General features: G+C 64.4%; 22 protein-coding genes. 16 read left to right on the forward strand and 6 right to left on the reverse strand.

The window, feature by feature from the left end; translation table 11 throughout:
* Positions 1-7: 7 nt before the first annotated feature.
* Entirely contained in the window at positions 8-1,183 is a 1,176-nt protein-coding gene (locus ABIC03_RS14460; RefSeq protein ID WP_354058804.1) for a zinc-dependent alcohol dehydrogenase, read from the reverse strand.
* Positions 1,184-1,355: 172 nt separating this feature from the next.
* Here ABIC03_RS14460 and ABIC03_RS14465 point away from each other — a divergent pair, with 172 nt between their 5' ends.
* The gene (locus ABIC03_RS14465; RefSeq protein WP_354058805.1) at positions 1,356-2,138 is read left to right on the forward strand and encodes an SDR family NAD(P)-dependent oxidoreductase; all 783 of its coding nucleotides are present in this window, start codon (positions 1,356-1,358) and stop codon (positions 2,136-2,138) included.
* A 345-nt stretch (positions 2,139-2,483) separates the two neighbouring features.
* Here the strand turns inward: ABIC03_RS14465 and ABIC03_RS14470 are convergent, their stop codons facing one another.
* Positions 2,484-2,888 carry a response regulator gene (locus tag ABIC03_RS14470; RefSeq protein ID WP_354058806.1) on the reverse strand — a complete coding sequence of 135 codons (405 nt, stop codon included), beginning with the start codon at positions 2,886-2,888 and terminating at the stop codon, positions 2,484-2,486.
* An 87-nt stretch (positions 2,889-2,975) separates the two neighbouring features.
* On the opposite strand from ABIC03_RS14470, the gene ABIC03_RS14475 reads away from it, so the two are divergent.
* The 5 genes from ABIC03_RS14475 to ABIC03_RS14495 all read left to right on the forward strand — a co-directional run bounded on the left by ABIC03_RS14475 (position 2,976) and on the right by ABIC03_RS14495 (position 8,712).
* On the forward strand, positions 2,976-3,983 hold the full coding sequence (locus ABIC03_RS14475; RefSeq protein ID WP_354058807.1) for a chemotaxis protein CheB: 1,008 nt from the start codon (positions 2,976-2,978) through the stop codon (positions 3,981-3,983).
* An 8-nt stretch (positions 3,984-3,991) separates the two neighbouring features.
* On the forward strand, positions 3,992-4,258 hold the full coding sequence (locus ABIC03_RS14480; RefSeq protein ID WP_354058808.1) for a hypothetical protein: 267 nt from the start codon (positions 3,992-3,994) through the stop codon (positions 4,256-4,258).
* Between the two features lie 192 nt (positions 4,259-4,450).
* Complete coding sequence (locus ABIC03_RS14485; RefSeq protein ID WP_354058809.1) at positions 4,451-7,618, forward strand: CheR family methyltransferase; 3,168 nt, start codon at positions 4,451-4,453, stop codon at positions 7,616-7,618.
* Positions 7,618-8,364: a Crp/Fnr family transcriptional regulator gene (locus ABIC03_RS14490; RefSeq protein WP_354058810.1), complete on the forward strand. Its 747-nt coding sequence runs from the start codon at positions 7,618-7,620 to the stop codon at positions 8,362-8,364. The genes ABIC03_RS14485 and ABIC03_RS14490 overlap by 1 nt, the downstream gene beginning before the upstream one ends.
* Before the next feature lie 117 nt (positions 8,365-8,481).
* The gene (locus ABIC03_RS14495) at positions 8,482-8,712 is read left to right on the forward strand and encodes a hypothetical protein (protein ID WP_354058811.1); all 231 of its coding nucleotides are present in this window, start codon (positions 8,482-8,484) and stop codon (positions 8,710-8,712) included.
* Positions 8,713-8,761: 49 nt separating this feature from the next.
* Here ABIC03_RS14495 and ABIC03_RS14500 read toward each other — a convergent pair whose 3' ends face one another.
* Entirely contained in the window at positions 8,762-8,977 is a 216-nt protein-coding gene (locus ABIC03_RS14500; protein ID WP_354058812.1) for a hypothetical protein, read from the reverse strand.
* A 168-nt stretch (positions 8,978-9,145) separates the two neighbouring features.
* Here ABIC03_RS14500 and ABIC03_RS14505 point away from each other — a divergent pair, with 168 nt between their 5' ends.
* From ABIC03_RS14505 to ABIC03_RS14535, 7 genes are all read left to right on the forward strand, one after another.
* Complete coding sequence (locus ABIC03_RS14505; RefSeq protein WP_018455208.1) at positions 9,146-9,352, forward strand: hypothetical protein; 207 nt, start codon at positions 9,146-9,148, stop codon at positions 9,350-9,352.
* Between the two features lie 2 nt (positions 9,353-9,354).
* Positions 9,355-9,555, forward strand: a complete 201-nt coding sequence (locus ABIC03_RS14510; RefSeq protein WP_275167985.1) for a hypothetical protein — start codon at positions 9,355-9,357, stop codon at positions 9,553-9,555.
* 80 nt (positions 9,556-9,635) lie between these two features.
* Positions 9,636-10,712: a flavodoxin family protein gene (locus ABIC03_RS14515; protein ID WP_354058813.1), complete on the forward strand. Its 1,077-nt coding sequence runs from the start codon at positions 9,636-9,638 to the stop codon at positions 10,710-10,712.
* Positions 10,709-11,614, forward strand: coding sequence for an NAD(P)/FAD-dependent oxidoreductase (locus tag ABIC03_RS14520; RefSeq protein ID WP_275167983.1), 906 nt, complete (start codon positions 10,709-10,711; stop codon positions 11,612-11,614). Before ABIC03_RS14515 ends, ABIC03_RS14520 begins: the two co-directional genes overlap by 4 nt.
* A gap of 18 nt (positions 11,615-11,632) precedes the next feature.
* Complete coding sequence (locus ABIC03_RS14525; RefSeq protein ID WP_275167982.1) at positions 11,633-12,577, forward strand: cation diffusion facilitator family transporter; 945 nt, start codon at positions 11,633-11,635, stop codon at positions 12,575-12,577.
* A gap of 101 nt (positions 12,578-12,678) precedes the next feature.
* Positions 12,679-13,008 carry a four-helix bundle copper-binding protein gene (locus ABIC03_RS14530; RefSeq protein ID WP_007611368.1) on the forward strand — a complete coding sequence of 110 codons (330 nt, stop codon included), beginning with the start codon at positions 12,679-12,681 and terminating at the stop codon, positions 13,006-13,008.
* Between the two features lie 10 nt (positions 13,009-13,018).
* Positions 13,019-13,207: a hypothetical protein gene (locus ABIC03_RS14535; protein ID WP_354058814.1), complete on the forward strand. Its 189-nt coding sequence runs from the start codon at positions 13,019-13,021 to the stop codon at positions 13,205-13,207.
* A 22-nt stretch (positions 13,208-13,229) separates the two neighbouring features.
* Here the strand turns inward: ABIC03_RS14535 and ABIC03_RS14540 are convergent, their stop codons facing one another.
* Positions 13,230-13,487: a hypothetical protein gene (locus tag ABIC03_RS14540; protein ID WP_275167979.1), complete on the reverse strand. Its 258-nt coding sequence runs from the start codon at positions 13,485-13,487 to the stop codon at positions 13,230-13,232.
* A 283-nt stretch (positions 13,488-13,770) separates the two neighbouring features.
* Between ABIC03_RS14540 and ABIC03_RS14545 the strand changes: the two genes are divergently transcribed.
* Positions 13,771-14,145 carry a hypothetical protein gene (locus ABIC03_RS14545; RefSeq protein WP_275167978.1) on the forward strand — a complete coding sequence of 125 codons (375 nt, stop codon included), beginning with the start codon at positions 13,771-13,773 and terminating at the stop codon, positions 14,143-14,145.
* A 3-nt stretch (positions 14,146-14,148) separates the two neighbouring features.
* On the opposite strand, the gene ABIC03_RS14550 is transcribed toward ABIC03_RS14545, so the two are convergent.
* Positions 14,149-15,474 (reverse strand): polysaccharide deacetylase family protein, encoded by a 1,326-nt coding sequence (locus ABIC03_RS14550; protein ID WP_354058815.1) that lies wholly within the window; start codon positions 15,472-15,474, stop codon positions 14,149-14,151.
* A 190-nt stretch (positions 15,475-15,664) separates the two neighbouring features.
* Positions 15,665-16,438 carry a polysaccharide deacetylase family protein gene (locus ABIC03_RS14555; RefSeq protein WP_354058816.1) on the reverse strand — a complete coding sequence of 258 codons (774 nt, stop codon included), beginning with the start codon at positions 16,436-16,438 and terminating at the stop codon, positions 15,665-15,667.
* Between the two features lie 116 nt (positions 16,439-16,554).
* On the opposite strand from ABIC03_RS14555, the gene mgtE reads away from it, so the two are divergent.
* Together mgtE and ABIC03_RS14565 are read left to right on the forward strand one after the other, a co-directional pair.
* A complete protein-coding gene (gene mgtE / locus ABIC03_RS14560; RefSeq protein WP_354058817.1) occupies positions 16,555-17,976 on the forward strand; it encodes a magnesium transporter in 1,422 nt (473 codons plus the stop codon).
* Between the two features lie 160 nt (positions 17,977-18,136).
* A complete protein-coding gene (locus tag ABIC03_RS14565; protein ID WP_354058818.1) occupies positions 18,137-18,484 on the forward strand; it encodes a helix-turn-helix domain-containing protein in 348 nt (115 codons plus the stop codon).
* Positions 18,485-18,656: the final 172 nt, after the last annotated feature.

Consider the following 18,656-nt stretch of genomic DNA (forward strand, 5'->3'; position numbering starts at 1 on the left):
TTACTCCTCAGGGCTTCAGCACGACCTTGACGCAGGAGTCGCGCTTGTCGCGAAACACCTGATACATCTCGGGGCCTTGGCTGAGTGGGACGGTGTGGGTGATGACGAAGGACGGATCGATCTGGCCTTCCTCGATGCGGCGGAGCAGGTCGTCGGTCCAGCGGTTGACGTGGGTCTGGCCGGTGCGCATCTGCAGGCCCTTGTTCATGAAGGCGCCCATCGGAAGCATGTCGGAGAATCCGCTGTACACGCCGGGCACCGAGATGATGCCGCCGGGGCGGCAAACATAGATCATCTCGCGCAGCACGTGCGGCCGGTCGCTCTCCACCATCGCCATCTGCTTGGCGCGATCGAGCAGCGTGTCGGGCAGGGAGGCCATCACATGCGACTCCATGCCGACGCAATCGATGCATTTTTCGGGGCCTCTGCCGTCGGTGAGCTCCTCGAGCCGCTCCAGGACGCTTTCGTTTTCGAAATTAATGGTGGTGGCGCCGCCGGCTTCGGCCATGCTGAGCCGTTCGGGAAGGCAGTCGATCGCGATCACCTGGTTGGCGCCGAGCAGGATGGCGCTGCGGATCGCCATCTGCCCCACGGGCCCGCAGCCCCAGATCGCGACCGTGTCGGTTGGCTCGATGTCGCATTGCGCGGCGGCCTGCCAACCGGTCGGGAAGATGTCGCTGAGAAACAGCAGCTTCTCGTCGGGAATGCCGTCGGGCACCTTGATGTGGGTGGCGTCGGCGAACGGCACGCGCAGATACTCGGCCTGGCCGCCGGGATAGCCGCCGGTCAAATGCGTATAGCCGAACAGGCCGGCCGTCGTGTGTCCAAATGCCTTGTCTGCCAGATGGCGTTTGCGATTGGTGGTTTCGCAGACCGAGTAATTGCCGCGCTTGCACTGGTCGCATTCGCCGCAAATGATCGTGAAGGGCACGACGACGCGGTCGCCCTTCTTCAGCTTGCCGTCGACGCCGGAGCCGACCTCGACCACTTCGCCCATGGTCTCGTGGCCCATGATGTCGCCGGGCAGCATGCCCGGAATGTAATTGTGAAAGAGGTGGAGGTCCGAGCCGCAGATGGCGCAGCTCGTGACCTTGATGATCGCGTCGCGTTGATCCTGAATCTCAGGATCGGTGACGGTGTCGCAGCGAATGTCTTCCTTGCCGTGCCAAACCAGCGCCTTCATCTCTGTTCTCCCGCGAGCTACGAGGCATCCAAGTCGAACAACGAACGATGGTTGCTATCGCCCAGTGCAAAATCTTCGCGCCGCACCAGCCTGTGTCCCGATAGGAACGAGCGGCCATTGCGGTGATTGGAGCGTCATCAATCCCACTCAAGGACAAGCGAAGGATACGCTCATGGCCGCCAATCAACTCGCCGTCGTCACCGGCGCCTCCACCGGCATCGGCCTGGAACTCGCCAGATGTTGTGCCAAAGGAGGCTTCAACCTTGTCATCGCGGCGGACGAGCCCGAGATCGAGAGGGTGGCCGTCGATCTTCGCAGGCTCGGCGCCAGCGTCGAGGCGGTCGAGGCCGATCTCGCCACCACTGAAGGCGTCGACAAGCTCTGCGCCGCGGTCGGCGACCGGCCGATCGACGCCCTGCTGGCCAACGCCGGCGTCGGCCTCGGCAAGGCCTTCCTCGATCAGGATTTTGCCAGGATCAAGCACCTCGTCGATACCAACATCACCGGCACGCTGTATCTGATCCATCGCGCCGGCAACGAGATGCTCCGCCGCAATTCTGGCCGTATCCTGATCACGGGCTCGATCGCGGGATTCACGCCGGGCAGTTTTCAGGCGGTCTACAACGCCAGCAAGGCGTTTCTCGATTCATTCTCATTTGCACTGCGCGAGGAGCTGCGCGACAGCGACGTCACCGTCACCTGTCTGATGCCGGGCGCCACGGAAACCGAGTTCTTCCGCCGAGCCGACATGATGGACACCAAGGTCGGCACCGAGCCGAAGGACAGTGCCTACGACGTCGCGAAGGCCGGCTTCGACGCCATGTTGCGGGGCGAGTCCGACATCGTGACCGGCATGAAGAACAAGCTTCAGACCACAATCGCCAACGTCACGCCGAACGAGATGTTGGCAAAACAGCATCGCAAGATGGCGGAGCCGGGCACGGCGAAGTCGTAGAACGATGCTCTCGCAATCTCTGCTGGGCGGTGCGGTCGTTCCCGCGGACCAACAAAGGAGCACGCCGATTCACATAGCCTAATGCGTAAAACTCCCCGAGCCTTCAGACTGGTTCGGCTGGGAAAAAGGGGGCTGTGATGCCGATGGATCGCGTCGAACAGGCCTTTGTCGCAACGGCGATCACGGGCTTTCTGGTGATGATGGCGGCGATCGTCTGGATGATGATGGGCTGACGGCCGGGAGGGCTGCTGATTGCGGATCGCGTTGCCCTATGCTGCGGTGCTCCTGTGCCTGGCGGTGACCGCCTGGCTCGCTTTCGCGCATCTGTTCTGATCGCTATCAGGCTCAACCGTGCGGATTGGCGATTAGCGCGGCCAGCCTCTGAGCCATCGCCGGCAGATCGATCGGTTTCTCCAGGATCGGCACGTCGTGGAATTCCGGACTGATCGCGACCTTGTCGTAGCCGGTCGTGAACAGGAACGGTATGTTCCGTGCCTTCAGTTCGCGTGCGACAGGAAAGATCATCTCGCTGCGGATGTTCACGTCGAGCACGGCGGCATCCAGGATGCCGCCATCTCGCAGGATCCTGAGCGCGTCGTCGAGATCACCGGCCGGCCCCGCGACCTCTGCACCGAGCGCCTGACATGCCTTGCCGATGTCATCGGCGAGAAAATATTCGTCCTCGACAATGAAGATGCGCCGCCCGCTGAGCGGCGACTGTGGACCTGACGATCCAGGCGAAATCGCCATGGTGCCTCGTGCCTTCCTTTGCGGTCGGTAGGAACATAGGGCGGTGACCCGCCTTGGTACAAACGAATACAACCGATAGTGGGTTCCATGAGCAACCGCGACATCATCGTCATAGGTGGCTCGGCCGGCGCGACCGCGCCGCTGAAGCAGATCCTGGGCCGGCTGCCGCCGGATTTGCCCGCGGCGGTGTTCATCGTCCTGCACATCCCGGCGCAGGGCATCGGCATTCTATCGACAGTTGCCAGCAGTGCCGGCCCGCTGCCGGTCCGGCAGGCCGAAAACGGCATGAGGATCGAGCCCGGCCAGGTTTATCTTGCCGCACCTGACCATCATCTGCTGCTGTCCGAAGATCGCGTGTTCCTCGGGCGCGGTCCGCGCGAGAACATGGTCCGGCCGGCCATCGACGCCTTGTTCCGCTCGGCCGCCATCAATTACGGCCCGCGCGTCATCGGTGTGCTCCTGAGCGGCCTATTGTCGGACGGTGCGGCCGGTCTCAACGCCATCAAGCGTTGCGGCGGAATTTCGGTGGTACAGGACCCCTCGGACGCCATCGCCGATGAAATGCCAAGGAGCGCCCTTGAGGCGACCATCATCGATCTTTGCGTCCCCGGCGCCGGAATGGGCGATGTGCTGTCCGATCTCGCCAGGGAGGCTGCCGGCGCCGCGCTGCCGATCCCACCGGAGATCCGGCTCGAGGTCGAGATCGCGGCCGGCGAACGGATCGGCAGTGACAAGCTGCTCTCGGTGGCTGATCCGGTTGCGCTGACCTGTCCGGCCTGCGGGGGGGTGCTGTCCGAGATGAAGGACTCGCACCCGATGCGCTTCCGCTGTCAGGTCGGTCACGCCTACGCCGCCGACATCCTCGCAAAAGAGCAGGAGGGGCAAGTGGATGAAGCCCTGCGGGTCGCACTGCGCATTATCGAGGAGCGGGCTGAGCTGGTGCAGCGCATGGCCGCCGACGGCCGGCGCAACGGCCGGCCTGCGGTTGCCGAGATGTACCAGGCGCGGGCTGCCGAATATCGCGAATATGCCGACATGATCCGGCGCGTCGTGCTAAAGTCGCTCGATCCTCCGGCTCGCAAGCGGGAGGCTTGAAGGTCGCCATGACCATTTCCCTCGCCGATTGGACCGAGCAGCTCGACACCGAGCGCCGCCACCTGATCAAGGCCGATCGGGATATCGAGGAGGGTTGCCAGCGCATCCGCGATCAGGAGGAGCGGATCCGTGAACTCAGTGCCGGTGGCCACGACGCCGGCCAGGCGGAGCGGTTAGTCGAGGTGCTGAAGCAGACCCTGACGGAATGGCTCCGCCACCGCATCCTGATCGAGCAGCGGATTAGCTATCTCCGGCAGCAAGTCGGTCCGGAGTGATCCAGGGGGCGTTGGCAGGCCGCCTGGCTCCATGCCGGGCGCGTACATCTCTGGTCGGCAATTGACACCGATGTTCGCCGTATGGAACGCAGCGCGACGTTTCCGCCTTCCACCTATTGGGATAACATCATTTCTGATATTGCCGCGAGCGGGCGTCCCGCTTCACGCCAATGAATGAGAGCTACCGAGACCATGCATGAAATCGGCGACCAATCGGTCGAAACAGAGCGCCAGACCAGGTCCCCGCTGGTCATCGGGGTGGGCGCCGCGCCGACAGCACTGGATAGCGTCGAGCGGTTCTTTTCCAAGCTGACCGTGGGCGCCGATCAGGCCGTCGTGCTGGCGCTCCAACATCACGAGGCGCTCGACGAGCCGCGGCTGCGCCGGATCGTGCAAAACTCCAACGGCGGCAAGATCGCCGACATCAGCGACGGGCAAACCATCGAGGGCGGCACGATCTATCTGTGCCCGCCGGCGCAGATCACGACGATCCAGGGCGGTCGCTTCGCCGTCCGCGCGGCCGAGCAGGCGCCCGGCGAGCGGGCAACAATCGACAGCTTCCTGGTCTCGCTGGCGGAAGAACGCGCCGAGCAATCGATCGGCGTGATCCTGTCCGGCATCGGTGGCCACGGCACGCTGGGCACCGCGACGCTGAAGGATCATGGTGGTCTCGCTATCGCCGAAAAGGGCGCGAGCGACGAGGCTGAGCATCTCGAGGACTCCAACACGCCGGCGGCGATCGCCGATTATGTGCTCTCTCCGGAAGAGATCGCCGAGCACATCCAGGTCTATGCCCGTCATCTGCGGCGGCTGGAAGAGAAGCAGGGGTTCGACGAGGTGCTGGCCGCTGCCGCGACCTCGCTGTCGCGCATCGCCGACATCCTGCGCAGCAAGACCGGCAATGATTTCCACGGCTACAAGCAGAACACCTTCCTGCGTCGCGTGCAGCGGCGGATGCAGGTGGTTCAGATCGCCGAGATTTCCGCCTATGTCGATTTCCTGCGCAACGACGACGATGAGGCCCAGCACCTTTTCAACGACCTCTTGATCGGCGTCACCGAATTCTTCCGCGATAAGCGCGAATTCGAGGTGCTGGAGAGCCAGATCGTCCCGAAGATGTTCGAAGGCAAGAGCGCGGGCCAGCAGGTTCGCGTCTGGGTGCTCGGCTGCGCCACCGGAGAGGAGGCCTATTCGATCGGTATCCTCCTGCGCGAGCACATGGCCAAAATGGACTCCGTGCCGCAGGTTCAGATCTTCGCGACCGACATCGACGGACGGGCGCTAGCGGCCGCGCGCGTCGGCCGCTATCGCACCAAGATCGAGACGGACATGACCAGCGAGCGCCTGGCGCGCTGGTTCGTGCGCGAGGGCGATACCTATTGCGTGGTCAAGGAGCTGCGCGAGATGTGCATCTTCTCGCAGCACAACGTGACCAAGGACGCACCGTTCTCGAAGCTCGATCTCGTCTCCTGCCGCAATCTGTTGATCTACCTCAACGCCGAATTGCAGAACCGGGTGATCCCGCTCTTCCACTTCGCGCTTCTGCCGGATCGTTACCTGTTCCTCGGCAATTCCGAGAACGTGACGCGGCATCCAAAACTGTTCGCGCCGATCGATCGCCGCGCCCGCATCTTCAAGAAGCTCGAGACCGGAACGCGGCTGCCGCCGGAATTTCCGATCACGACCGTTGCGGGCAGGGCGCCCGCCGAGGTGCCGCCGTTGCGCTCGTTCCGCCCCGACGTCGGGCTGGAGCGCCGCGCGCAAAGGGTCGCGGAGCGCTACGCGCCAGCTTATGTCATCACTGACGGCAACTTTCAGGTCCTGCACTTCTCCGGCCGCACCGGCCGCTACATCGAGCCGACGGCAGGCGCCGCCACGCTCGATTTGCTCCAACTCGTCCACCGCGATCTCCGCCTGGACCTGCGCACGGTGCTCAGCCGCGCGGCGGAGACCAACGAGCCCGCCCATACCGAGCAGGTGCAACTCGGCGCCAACGGCCATCGTGTTCTCGTCGACATCATGGTTGAGCCGATCCATGACGGCGGCAGCGACCACCGCAATTTCGTCGTTCTGTTCAAGGACGGGCCGGTGCGCAACACCGATGCCGGCGAGAGCAGGCCCAGCGCGCTGGTGCAGACCGAGCATGTCGAGCGTATCGAAGGCGAGCTGCGGGCGACGCGGGAGCGCCTTCAGGCAACCATCGAAGAGCTCGAAAGCACCAACGAGGAGCTGAAGTCCTCCAACGAGGAATACCAGTCGCTCAATGAAGAGCTTCAGTCGGCAAACGAGGAGCTCGAAACTTCACGCGAGGAATTGCAGTCGGTCAATGAGGAACTGACCACCGTGAACGGCGAGCTGGCCCACCGCGTCCAGGAATTGACGCGCGCCACCAGCGATCTCGAGAATTTCCTGGAGAGCACGCAAATCGCGACCGTGTTCCTCGATAACGATTTGCGCGTGATGAACTTCACGCCGGCGATCACGCAGGTTCTGCATCTCGTCGAGACCGACACGGGCCGCCCCATCGCGCACATCAAGGCGCGCATCCCGATCGAGGAGCTCTATGACGACATTCGCGGCGTGCTGCGGACGCTTGCCATCGCCGAGCGCGAGCTCAGGGATCCAGACAGCGGCACGCGCTATATCGTCCGCATCCTGCCCTATCGCAGCATCGACAATTTTATCGCCGGGGTCGTGATCACGTTCGTCGATGTCACCGCGATTACCCGCGCCGAGGAGCGGCAGCGCCTGCTGCTGGCCGAGCTCCAGCATCGGGTCCGCAACACGCTGGGCGTGGTGCGCTCGATCGCCCGTCGCACGGCCGATAGCAGTTCGACGGTCGAGGAGTTTGCTTCCCATCTCGATGGCCGGCTCAACGCATTCGCCCGAACCCAGGCGCTGGTGACCCGCGATCCCGAGGGCGGCGTAGACCTCGAATACCTCGCCGTCGAGGAACTGCTGGCCTATAATGCAAGGGAAGGAGAGCAGGTACGTGTCAGCGGCCCCACCGTGCGTTTTCAGTCGAAGGCCGCGGAAACCTTTGCCCTTGCCATTCACGAACTCGCAACCAACGCGCTGAAATACGGCGCCCTGAGCCGGCCGACAGGTCGCATCGAGATTTCCTGGCGCCTCGAGCAGGGCACCAACCCGGCGGAGCTGGTGTTCGAGTGGCGGGAGCGCGGTGGGCCGCCGGTTGCGCCGCCGCCGCATAAAGGATTTGGGACCGAGCTTCTTGAGCGCACACTCGCGTTCGAGTTCAAGGGGCAGACCACGATGGCGTTCAATCCCAGGGGATTGGAATGCACGATCGCCATTCCTCTCAGCAAGCGGGCGTTCCATACACCGGCGGTGGCCAACTGATGCCCTTGTCGACGATAGATCGCAGCCAGGTGGACCCGGTCATTCGCCGGCTGAACGCGCTGAGAACCTTGTCGACGGAGGCCCGCACCTCGCTCGAATACGCAATGCTCGAGGGAATCCAGCGCGCAGGGGCGGGCGAGGATCTGATCTCGGAGGGCGATCCGGTCGACAGCATCCGCCTCGTGCTGTCGGGCTGGCTCTGCCGCTACAAGACGCTGGAGGACGGCCGGCGGCAGATCGTCAATTTTCTTTTTCCTGGCGAGAGTTGCGATGCGCACGCCTTCCTGCTGCCCGTGATGGATCATTCCATCGCGGCGATGACGCCGGTCGCCTACACCGAAATCAAGCGCGCGCGGTTCGAGAGTCTGGTGGCTGCCGATCGCTCGCTGGCGGAAGCGTTCTTGTGCGAGACTCTCGTCAACAGTGCCATCCAGCGCGAATGGGCTATCAATCTCGGCCGCCGGGTGGCCTTCGAGCGCGTGGCCCATTTGTTTTGCGAAATCATCGAGCGGCTACGTCCCGTCGGCATGGTCGAAGGCAATTCCTGCGTGATGCCGGTGACGCAAATGGATCTTGCGGACGCCACTGGCCTGTCGGTGGTCCATCTCAACCGCACGGTTCAGGAGCTGCGTGCCTCCGGCCTGATCGTGCTGCGCGATCGCACGCTGACCATCACCGATCTCGATGCGCTCAAGGACGCGGCGCTGTTCTCGCCGAGCTATTTGCAACTCTATCGACGCAGCTAAGCGATTTCTCTGCGGTTCCGGGAGACTTGATCCAGGTTAGCGTTCGCGACTGTTTTTTGAGCGGATGGCTGGTTTTGAGTAATTGACGTAACTTACGTAAAGGCGGTTTCGTCCCGAATGTCCTATCGTCGTTCCATGAACGACGTCCTGCTTGCCCGCGCTGAGCGCGCGATCGAAGCAAGCCGCGCCCTCCGGGCGCAGCGCAGAGCGGTCGCGGATCAGCTTGATGACGCCACGCGCGAGGTGCGCCGTGTGGTGATGGAAAGCGCGATGCTGCGCTCGGAGCTCAAGGCCCTCCGCGACAACCGGGAAGAGCAGGATCTCCGACACCGCGTGCCGCCGGAATAGGAGCCGACGACACCAAAACGCGCAGCATGCGCCGGGATGGGCGCCCCACTCAACGCCGCTTCGCTGCTTTGGATCGCCTGTTGTAAGGCGAGCGGTTGGCGGGCTTCAGCGAAATGCCTTCGCGCTGCGCCTTGCTGCGAATGGCCGCGACCGGGCGCTGCAGCATTTCGGTTCCGGCGCAGTCGAAGCGGCGTGGGCGCGCGAAGGGAATGCGCGCATCCGTCGCTGCTCGGCCGTTTTGTTTCGCACCGGCAAAATCACGCACCGTTAACTTATTGAAATGCCGGAACCTGCGGTTGCGGCCGAAGCTGCCAACACTGCCGGGCTGGGCCGCCCCAACCGGCACGAAACTCTGGCCCCGGCGCCGACCTCCCGCCGGGGCCAATTCCTCCCATCCCAATTCCTTCCATCTGAAGGGCTTTGTGAAGGTACAATGACCGCGAAACGCAACCGCAGGAAACAGACCCAATCGCTCCAGGAGCGGTTGGCAGCATTTGCCCAAACCGCTCGCGAGCGCGCGCGCAGCCTGCCGCCCGGCAAGGAACGCGACATGCTGCTTCAGCGCGCCAAGCAGAACGAGGTGACCTCGAACCTGACGGACTGGCTGAGCGAACCCGTGTACCCGAGACGGGGAGGATGACGATGCGGAGCATCAAGCACTACCGCGCGTTCCAGATCGATCCGGACGGGCATGTGTTTGGATGCATCAACCTGGTCTGCGACAATGATGAGCAGGCCAAGCGCGAGGCCGCCTCGCTCGTGCTGGTGCACCGCATCGAACTGTGGCGGCTGGACCAGCGCATTGCGCAATTCGATGTGCCGCCGGACGTTGTTCGCCAGTAGAGCCACGAGAGGAGAGCGAGGAGGAACCGCGCGCTGCGCCCCGGGTTGGTCGGACTGTACCGACCTTGCGAGGAGCCAGCATGACGGAAGCCGACGTTCGCAAGGGGATGCCGCCCGTCAAGCTCTCGCGCGAGGCCTTCGAGCACCGCTACAGGAGCCGGTTCGTCGATCCCGCTTTTGCACCGCTCCAGCGCGAGCTCGATGCCATCGTTGGTGCTGCCTGGGATGCCTACAGCAATTCACGCAAGGCCCCGCTGACGCGAAAGGCGGGCCCGGGATTCTCCGATCCCGATTACGACATCGCCATCGACTGGCTTGATGCGCGCGCAAAGATCCTGGCGGCGCAGCGGCGCCATGACGATGCGGACGAGACGCCGCGCATCCTCCTCATCAATGGCTCGGCGCGCAGCGAGCACACCTGTCCCGGCGAGATGTCCAAGACCTGGCGTCTGGTCGAGCTCGCCGAGCCAGTCTTTGCCGAGCTTGGTTTTGCCGTCGACATCCTCGATCTGTCGCGCCTGGCTTCGGAGTTCGGCAAGACGATCCATCCCTGCAAATCCTGCGTCGGAACCGCGATGCCGCTCTGCCACTGGCCGTGCAGCTGCTATCCGAACTATTCGCTGGGGCAGACCGACGACTGGATGAACGATATCTATCCGCTGTGGGTCGCGGCCCACGGCATCCTGATCGTGACGCCGGTGAATTGGTATCACGTGCCCGCCGGACTCAAGTCGATGATGGATCGCATGGTCTGCGCCGACGGCGGCAATCCCGATCCGACCTCGACCCATGGCAAGAAGGCTGCCGAGGCGAAGGCGCTGGAGCTGAAGGGCTGGTCTTATCCGCGCCATCTCGCCGGCCGTCATTTCGGCCTTGTCGTTCACGGCGATGCGGTCGGTGCCGAGGGCGTGCGCCGGGCCCTGTCGGATTGGTTGACCGACATGCAGCTGATCTCGGCGGGCCGCTTCGCCGAACTCGATGGCTATGTCGGTTACATGGAGCCCTACGCCACCTCGCACCGCGACCTCGATGACGACAGGGTATTCCAGACAGAGGTGCAGAACGCCGCGCGCGCGCTGGGCAATGCGGTCAGGCTGGCCCGGAGCGGAAAGCTTCGCGAGCCCGGTGCGGGCCTGTCCGATCCAAATCCCAAATGACGGCGGATGATCAGTCCTATGATTGCCTGATCGTCGGCGGCGGCCCCGCCGGGCTGATGGCCGCGATCTACCTCGCGCGATTTCGGCGCCGCGTCTGTGTCGTGGACGCAGGTGCGAGCCGGGCGGCGCTGATCCCGCGCAGTCACAATGTGCCGGGCTTCGTCCACGGCCTGTCCGGTACCGACCTGCTTGCGCGCATGTCCGCGCAACTGGGCGAGCTCGCGGTCACGCGAGTGGCCGTCGAAGTCACCGCCTTGCGGCGACACGAGCGAGGGTTTCAGGCGATCTGGAACGGCGGCGCGCATACCGCCGCCACCGTCATCCTTGCCTGCGGCATCGTCGATACCCATCCGCCATTCGACGAATGGCGCGCGGCAGTCGCGGACGGGCTGTTGCGCTACTGTCCCATCTGCGACGCCTTCGAGGCGATCGGCCGCCGCATCGGCATCGTCGGTCCGCTTCACCGTGCCGCCGGCAAGGCGCTGTTCATGCGCGGCTACTCGCGCGACGTGACGCTGCTCGCAACAGGCGAGGAGGACGGGAAGGCCGCGGCACCGGAGCTGATTGGAGCGGGCGTCGAGATCGTCGTCGCCCCCGGCCTGCGCCTGAGACGGGGAGACGACGGCGTTGAAGCCGTCTTCGCCGATGACCGGACGGCGCAATTCGAGATGGTCTACCCGGTGATGGGTGCGGAAGTGCGCTCGCATCTCGCGATGACGCTTGGGGCCGAACACACCGCAGACGGCCATCTGAAAGTCGACGACCATCAGCGCAGCTCGGTCGACGGGCTCTACGGGATCGGCGACATCGTCACCGACCTGCACCAGATCTCGGTCGCGTTCGGCCACGCCGCGCTCGCCGCCTGCACGATCCACAACAGCCTGCCGCGGCGGCTGGCATGAGGAGCGGGGTATCGGACATTGGTCACAGAATCATCCTCGAAGACCGCGGTCTATGCGGCGCTCTTCGGCAATGTCCTGGTCGCGGTCACGAAGATCGGCGCCGCTGCGTGGACGGGAAGTTCGGCCATGACGAGCGAAGCGGTGCATTCGCTCGTCGACACGACCAACGAGATCCTGCTGCTCTACGGCTACCGGCGCGCGAGCCGTTCGCCCGACGAATCCCATCCGCTCGGCTACGGGCGCGAGCTGTATTTCTGGAGCTTCATCGTTGCGCTGCTGATCTTCGCGCTGGGCGCCGGTGTCTCGCTGTATCAGGGCATCCTGCATGTCGCCGCACCCGAGCCGATCGAGAGTCCGATCGTCAGCTTCGTGGTGCTCGGGCTGTCATTCCTGTTTGAAGGCGGCTCCTGGCTGGTTGCCCTGCGGCGCTTCAGCTCCGACGGCCAGCGGTTCGGATATTATCAGGCTTTCGTTCGCAGCAAGGATCCTCCGGCATTCATGGTGCTGCTCGAGGACAGCGCGGCGCTGGTCGGCATCGCCATTGCCGCGGCGGCCACTGCGGCCGCCGTATGGCTGCGCCAGCCGGTCTGGGACGGGATCGGTTCGATCCTGATCGGGATATTGCTGGCGATCGTGTCGATCGGTCTCGCGCGCGAGAGCAAGAGCCTGCTGATCGGCGAGCCCGCCGATCCGGAGCTTGCGCGATCGATCCTCGACATCGCAAGGCGCTCGCCCGGCGTGCTCAGGGCCAACGGCCTTCTGACGGTGCAGCTGTCGCCGATCGAGGTCGTTGCGGCCCTCAGCATTGAATTTGCGGATGACAAGCGCGCCGACGACATCGAGCGATGCGTCATTTCGATTGAGACGGAGATACGCAAACGCCATCCAAGCGTGGCGGCGCTATTCATCAAGCCGCAGACCGATGCCCGCTACCGCGCGGTGCGCGCGAGGCGTTACGGCTAGCTTTGCGAGGTTCCCTGGACGTCACAATCGGCACGACGGCAGGAACGATCGCAACATCCCCTTGGTTGACCCGTGCAGGGGGCCAGCATTGGAGATACCGGATGGCTCAATCCGAAGACATGACGCGCTGCATCGCGCTCTGCATGAGCTGCTACCAGACCTGCCTCGGCACGGCGATGAACCATTGTCTCGAGACGGGCGGCAAGCACGTCGAGCCCAAGCATTTCCGCTTGATGATGGCGTGCGCCGAAATGTGCCGGACGGCAGCGCATTTCATGCTGATCAATACGCCGCATCACCGGCATACGTGCGGCGAATGCGCCGAAATCTGCAGCGAATGCGCCGAGGATTGCGAGCGGGTCGGCGGCATGGACGAGTGCGTCGCCATGTGCCGCTCCTGCGCACAATCCTGCCGTGCGATGGCGGCCTGAGGACAAGCCCATGCTGGAAGAGAAACTCACGGAAGCCATCGTCGAGGAGCTGAAGCGGCAGGCGGCCAACCGGCCGCAATTGCTGAAGGTCGAACGCGCGGACGATGCGAAAGCCTCGCAGGAGCTGATCGTCAACGGCAAGATCGACTTGGCCGCGCTGGTCATGGTGATTGCCGGATCGGTCGCCGGCGGACCTTGAGTCCGGCCGGTCACCGGCGCCCTCAGCCATATTCCTCGCCAATGCCGTATTCCCGGTAGATCTCCAGTGGATCGAGGTCGGGAAACAGCCGGCATTTGGCCTGGGCGAGGTGCAGGCTCACCGCCGCCGGCTCCTTGCCGTTCGAGAGCATCTTGCGGATGTCGTCCATATGCGCGTTCGGCTGGTGCTTGGTGTCGAGCTGCTCCAGCGCGACCAGCGCAGTCGCCAGCGCCTCGGTCAGAACCCAGTCGTCGTGGCCGGTAATTCCCTTCTTCGGCATCGGCAGACCCCACAGTGGTAACCCAGTCTATCGGGACTTCCGCCAAATCTCCAAGGAGCCGTTGCACTCAGCAGGCGCGGAAGGGACCGGCGGCCCTGCTCCGGCTTGCATTATGGCCGGGCGTGGCTAAAAGGCGGCATTGCCGGGGCAATAGTATCTTTGTCGAAACAAAATTGGCGTAGACCGGCCTGCAGTGCATTCAGGCCGGCTGTTCCGGTCTGGCCCCTGATCCCCGCATTCGCAACACGGTCCGGTTGCACCACCCTTCAAGGCTTGAGCCCGCATGGTCTTTCTAAGCTTCGTCTATCGCTTCGTGACCAATTTCGCATTCATGGCGATGGTCTATTTCAGCCTGAATTTCATGGAGAAGTACCAGAACCGGGCGATCATCGCGATCCTCGTGCTGATCTATAGCGGCATGCGCGCAGCCTCGACGCTGCGGGCGTTTTACTTCTACCAGAAGATCGAGCGGCTGGAGGCCGAGACCAAGCGGCTACAAGGCCCGATCAATGACGGCGCGGGCGGAACGAACACGCGCAGGCAGGTCGTGGTCGACGTCGCGCGGCTGCGGCGCGACGGCGAGGTCAAGTCCTATATGGACCTGTTCTTTCTGGCGTTGATCGTGCTGCTCTGCGTCGCCAACATCATGCGACAATAGGCTCTACTGCGCGCGCTTCTTCAGGCTCGCCACACGGGTCGGGCGCGGCGCGGTGCTCTTGGGCGCGGCGCTCTTAGGGGCAGTGCTCTTGGGGCCAGTGCTCTTGGGGGCAGTGCCCTCGGCCTCTGCGGCATGCTTCGGTGTGCCATGAACAGCATGTGCGGTGCGGGCAGCGCGCGGCTTGCCGGCTTTGCCCTTGGCCGCACGGGGCGTCTCGGCCGCCATGGCCAGGCGCGTCGCGGCGCGCCGCAACAAGGTCGTCGACAGCAGCACCTCGACCGAGCCCTCGGGGATCGCAAAGAGATCGCGGCCGGGCACGGGCAGGGTGGCCGCGACGTTGGCGAGCGCCATGGTCTTGCGCGGCAGCAGCGGCTGATGCGCGGTCTGCGCGTTGAGGTCGGCCAGCGAGGGCACCGGAAGGGTCTTGGTATGCGCGAACACGAAGTTCGGCACGGCCGGCCAGCGCGCGATCGGTGTGGTCTCGGTCGGCGGATGCAGCAGCCATTCCACCGGCGTTGTCGGCGTCGCCGGCTGCTCGGCGGTCGCGGGCACCACGTGCACGATGCGATAGCCGCGCGCCTTGAGGTCGCGGATGATCTTCGGCAGCGCCGCTACCGTGCGAGCCTGAATGTCGTGCAGCAGCAGGATGCCTTTGCCCTTGGCCTCGAGCCGCTGGATCGCGAGCTGATAGACGCGATCGGACGACACATGGCGCCAGTCGTCGGCCGGGAAATCGGCGCTCCAGACCTGGATGCCGCGCGAGATCAGAAGGTTCTCGACACCTTCGGCGCGCATCAGGCCGGGAATGCGGAAGAACGGCGCCAGCTTGGACGGATCGGTCATCGCGGCCGATGTCCACTCGATGCCGCCATTGATTTGCGCCTCGGCCTTGTCGAGCGGCATCCGGTCCATTGTGAGCGGATGGTTCATGCTGTGCGTGCCGACGGTGTGGCCCGCCGCGACCAGCTTGCGCACGCCTTCCGGGTTCGCCTTGGCCTGTTCGCCGATGATGAAGAAGGTCGCCTTGATGCACTCGTCGGCGAGGATCTGCAGCACCTGGTTGGAATATTTCGGCAACGGGCCGTCGTCGAAGGTCAGGACGACTTCATGGTCCTTCAGCGGCAGCGTCTCGCGGTATTGCATGGTGCCGATGAGAGGATGCGCGTGCGGATCGACCACGAGCGTGCGGGAGGTCCCGAGCGCGTCCGGATGACCGGGGCAGTCGGCCGCAATGGCCGCCGGCGAGCCGATGGTCAGGACACCAAGCAATCCGCCAAAGCAAAGGACGATCCACGATCGCGTCCGAGCAACAACGCTACTTCCGATCATGAACCCCGTCTGCCCTCTTGCGCGATTGCCGCCATAGTAGGTCGGAGACATCGGCAAACGGTTCAGGCGCAAGAACCCCGACCCCGAACCGTGCCGCGACAAGTCCCCTTGATACTTGCATGGCGTAGCATGAACAGACTGTTAATAGGGCCCAAATCACCCCATTTTGCGCCGGCGTGACATTCCGGCATCAATGTGCGTCGGCACTCTTCTGTGATGTGCCCGCCGGCACGACGTGAACCACCCGATAGCCGTTCTCCCTCAGATACCGCAGGAAGGCCGGCATGATCGCAGCCGTGCGCGCCTTGGGATCGTGGAAGAGGATGATACCCTTGCCGGCGGCGGCGAGGCGCTCGGTGACGAGCTTCAATTGCTGCTCCGGCGTCATCTCGTTCCAGTCGCTGGCCCACAGGTCAGCCCCGAACACGACGATGCCGCGGGACTGCAGCAGGTCGAGCTGGGCTTGGGTGGCTTCGAAATAGGGAAACCGGAAGAACGGCGTCGAGGGTGTCGTCGTCGGCGTGCCGTGCAGCGCCATCTCGTCGGCGGCAATGCCGCGGTCGATCTCGCTCTTCGCCTTGTCGAGCGGGATCCGCGCCATGAACGGATGCGAGAAGGTGTGGTGGCCGATGCTGTGGCCCTCGCGGGCGATGCGCTTGACCATGTCGGGGTGTTCGGAGGCGTGCAGGCCGATCAGGAAGAAGGTCGCGCGCACGCATTCCTGCGCCAGCGCCGCCAATACCTTCGACGTCGTCGGCGGATGCGGTCCGTCGTCGAAGGTCAGCACGACCTCGTGGTCGGCGAGTGGCAACGTCTGCGGAAAACTCTTCAGGCCCACGCGCGGCGTGGTCTTGGCGTCGACGCTCAGAATGCGGGAGGTGCCGAGCGCGTCCTTGCGCGGGCACTCGGCGGCTTCAGTCGAGGCGATGCCGCTGAGGGCGGCCAGGGCTGCGCCCGCCGCCATCGAGGGCCACCTCAGTCGAAGCATCTTTGTCATTGCGCTCAGAGTTGCCTTGTGGGTATTGCCTGAACCATCAGCTCAGACCACTCGTTCCAACCTGTCGAACGGCGAGGCGCGCCATGGATGAACATCTGGACGGTGCCGCGTCTGCCGCGGAATCGGTACTCGACCACGTGCCGATGCGCAATGAAGACGGCGAGATTCGTCACGAATTCGTCGCGGAAATTGCCCATGCGATCGAGGCCGGCGACAGCGCTGCGCTGCGCGCCTGCGTTGCCGAGCTGCACGAGGCCGATCTCGGCGATCTCATCGGGGCTCTCGAGCCTGACGATCGGGTCCGCTTGGTCGAACTGACGGGGCGCGATTTCGACTTCTCCGCGCTAAACGAGCTCGACGAGGGCGTGCGCGAGGAGATCCTCGAGGAACTGCCGCCGCAGACGGTCGCGGAAGGTGTGCTCGAGCTCGAATCCGACGATGCGGTCGAGCTGCTGGAAACGCTCGATCAGGCCGATCAGGAGGAGATCCTCGAGAAGCTGCCGCTCAAGGAGCGCGTCGTGCTCGAGCGCAGCCTGCTTTATCCGGAAAATTCCGCCGGCCGCCGGATGCAGACCGAGTTCATCGCGGTGCCGCAGGATTTCACCGTGGGACAGGCGATCGACTACATGCGCGAGACGCCGGATCTGCCCGACCGCTTCTACGAGATCTACGTCGTCGACAAGGAGCAGCACTGGCAGGGCGCGGTCTCGCTCGACGTGCTGCTGCGTGCCCGCCGCCCGGTGGCGCTTGCCGAGCTGACCGACGAGGATCGCCGCCGCGTCTCCGTCCTGGAGGACCAGGAGGAGGTGGCGCGCATGTTCGGCAAGTACAATCTCGTCGCAGCCCCGGTGCTCGACACCCAGGACCGGCTCGTCGGCGTCATCACCGTCGACGACGTCGTCGACGTCATCGAGGAAGAGGCGGACGAGGACCTCAAGGCACTCGGCGGCGTCAACAGCGACGAAGAGCTCTCCGACACCGTGTTCACCATTGCGCGCGCGCGGTTCAACTGGCTGCTGGTCAATCTCGCCACCGCATTTCTGGCGTCCTCCGTGCTTGGCCTGTTCGAGGGCCAGCTCGAGAAGATGGTGGCGCTTGCCGTGCTGGCGCCGATCGTCGCAAGCCAGGGCGGCAATGCCGCGACCCAGACCATGACGGTCGCGGTGCGGGCGCTGGCGACGCGCGAGCTCGGCTCCTCCAATGCCTGGCGCGTGGTGATGCGCGAGGGCCTGGTCGGCCTCGTCAACGGTCTCGCCTTTGCCGTGATCACGGGCGTGGCCGCGGTGGCCTGGTTCAGGATCCCGGGCCTCGGCGTCGTCATCGGGCTTGCCATCATCGTGAACCTCTTCGCCGGCGCGCTCGGAGGCATCCTGATCCCGATGGCGCTCGAACGTGTCAGGGCCGATCCGGCTGTCGCCTCTGGCACGTTCGTGACAACGGTCACCGACGTCGTCGGCTTCTTCTCCTTCCTTGGAATTGCGACGCTGTGGTTTGGGCTCAGGTAGGAGCTGTTGAAATCGTAGCCTGGATGGAGCGAAGCGTAGTCCGGGGCCGCTGCGTCCGCTCGAGAGACGCCCCGGATTGCGCTGCGCTCCATCCGGCTACTGGCCATCATCTTTAATCCGAACTTAAGCGGCCTGCCGCATCATCGCCGTGCTTGGGGGAATGAGCATGCGTGTGCGGCTGAAGGCGGACGGACGGATCGTCGAGTTGCGGGACGGGCAGGAGTTTCCTGTCCAGCCGCTTCCGATCCAGCCCTTTTCAATCCAGCCCTTGCCAATCCAGCCTGCGGCCAGCGCAGCGCCGGCCGAAGCCAGCTCACTCGCCGTGCGCGATTTGCGCCGACGCGCCTGCCTGACCCAGATGGAGTTTGCGGCCAAACTCGGCGTTCCCGTCGAGACCATCCGCAACTGGGAGCAGGGCAAGCGCGCCCCGCGGGGACCCGCCCGCGCGCTGCTCGCGGTGATCGCGCATTCGCCCGACACCGTGTTCCAGGCGCTCGCCAAAGCCTGAGCTCAAGGCCTGACGTCAAGGTCTGGCGTCAAGGTCTGGCGCGAACCTCCCGTTAGTATTGCGCGCAAGATCCGGCTCGGCGGCCGGCGTCGTCCGTTGGCAGTGTCGCCAGCCGGGTTCATAATGACGCCTGGACGATGATTTGGGGCGACCGCGACAGAGAGGATTCCTC

The sequence above is a fragment of the Bradyrhizobium sp. RT6a genome (assembly GCF_040547675.1).
Classification (GTDB): Bacteria; Pseudomonadota; Alphaproteobacteria; order Rhizobiales; family Xanthobacteraceae; genus Bradyrhizobium.

Coding starts and splice junctions, on each gene's coding strand:
- ABIC03_RS14530 (WP_007611368.1), top strand. CDS start 12,679: ATGGCTCAATCCGAAGACATGACGCGCTGCATCGCGCTCTGCATGAGC.
- ABIC03_RS14540 (WP_275167979.1), bottom strand. CDS start 13,487: ATGCCGAAGAAGGGAATTACCGGCCACGACGACTGGGTTCTGACCGAG.
- ABIC03_RS14515 (WP_354058813.1), top strand. CDS start 9,636: ATGACGGAAGCCGACGTTCGCAAGGGGATGCCGCCCGTCAAGCTCTCG.
- ABIC03_RS14465 (WP_354058805.1), top strand. CDS start 1,356: ATGGCCGCCAATCAACTCGCCGTCGTCACCGGCGCCTCCACCGGCATC.
- ABIC03_RS14555 (WP_354058816.1), bottom strand. CDS start 16,438: ATGGCGGCGGGCGCAGCCCTGGCCGCCCTCAGCGGCATCGCCTCGACT.
- ABIC03_RS14460 (WP_354058804.1), bottom strand. CDS start 1,183: ATGAAGGCGCTGGTTTGGCACGGCAAGGAAGACATTCGCTGCGACACC.
- ABIC03_RS14505 (WP_018455208.1), top strand. CDS start 9,146: ATGACCGCGAAACGCAACCGCAGGAAACAGACCCAATCGCTCCAGGAG.
- ABIC03_RS14470 (WP_354058806.1), bottom strand. CDS start 2,888: ATGGCGATTTCGCCTGGATCGTCAGGTCCACAGTCGCCGCTCAGCGGG.
- ABIC03_RS14475 (WP_354058807.1), top strand. CDS start 2,976: ATGAGCAACCGCGACATCATCGTCATAGGTGGCTCGGCCGGCGCGACC.
- ABIC03_RS14565 (WP_354058818.1), top strand. CDS start 18,137: ATGAGCATGCGTGTGCGGCTGAAGGCGGACGGACGGATCGTCGAGTTG.
- mgtE (WP_354058817.1), top strand. CDS start 16,555: ATGGATGAACATCTGGACGGTGCCGCGTCTGCCGCGGAATCGGTACTC.
- ABIC03_RS14545 (WP_275167978.1), top strand. CDS start 13,771: ATGGTCTTTCTAAGCTTCGTCTATCGCTTCGTGACCAATTTCGCATTC.
- ABIC03_RS14495 (WP_354058811.1), top strand. CDS start 8,482: ATGTCCTATCGTCGTTCCATGAACGACGTCCTGCTTGCCCGCGCTGAG.
- ABIC03_RS14485 (WP_354058809.1), top strand. CDS start 4,451: ATGCATGAAATCGGCGACCAATCGGTCGAAACAGAGCGCCAGACCAGG.
- ABIC03_RS14480 (WP_354058808.1), top strand. CDS start 3,992: ATGACCATTTCCCTCGCCGATTGGACCGAGCAGCTCGACACCGAGCGC.
- ABIC03_RS14490 (WP_354058810.1), top strand. CDS start 7,618: ATGCCCTTGTCGACGATAGATCGCAGCCAGGTGGACCCGGTCATTCGC.
- ABIC03_RS14510 (WP_275167985.1), top strand. CDS start 9,355: ATGCGGAGCATCAAGCACTACCGCGCGTTCCAGATCGATCCGGACGGG.
- ABIC03_RS14520 (WP_275167983.1), top strand. CDS start 10,709: ATGACGGCGGATGATCAGTCCTATGATTGCCTGATCGTCGGCGGCGGC.
- ABIC03_RS14550 (WP_354058815.1), bottom strand. CDS start 15,474: ATGATCGGAAGTAGCGTTGTTGCTCGGACGCGATCGTGGATCGTCCTT.
- ABIC03_RS14535 (WP_354058814.1), top strand. CDS start 13,019: ATGCTGGAAGAGAAACTCACGGAAGCCATCGTCGAGGAGCTGAAGCGG.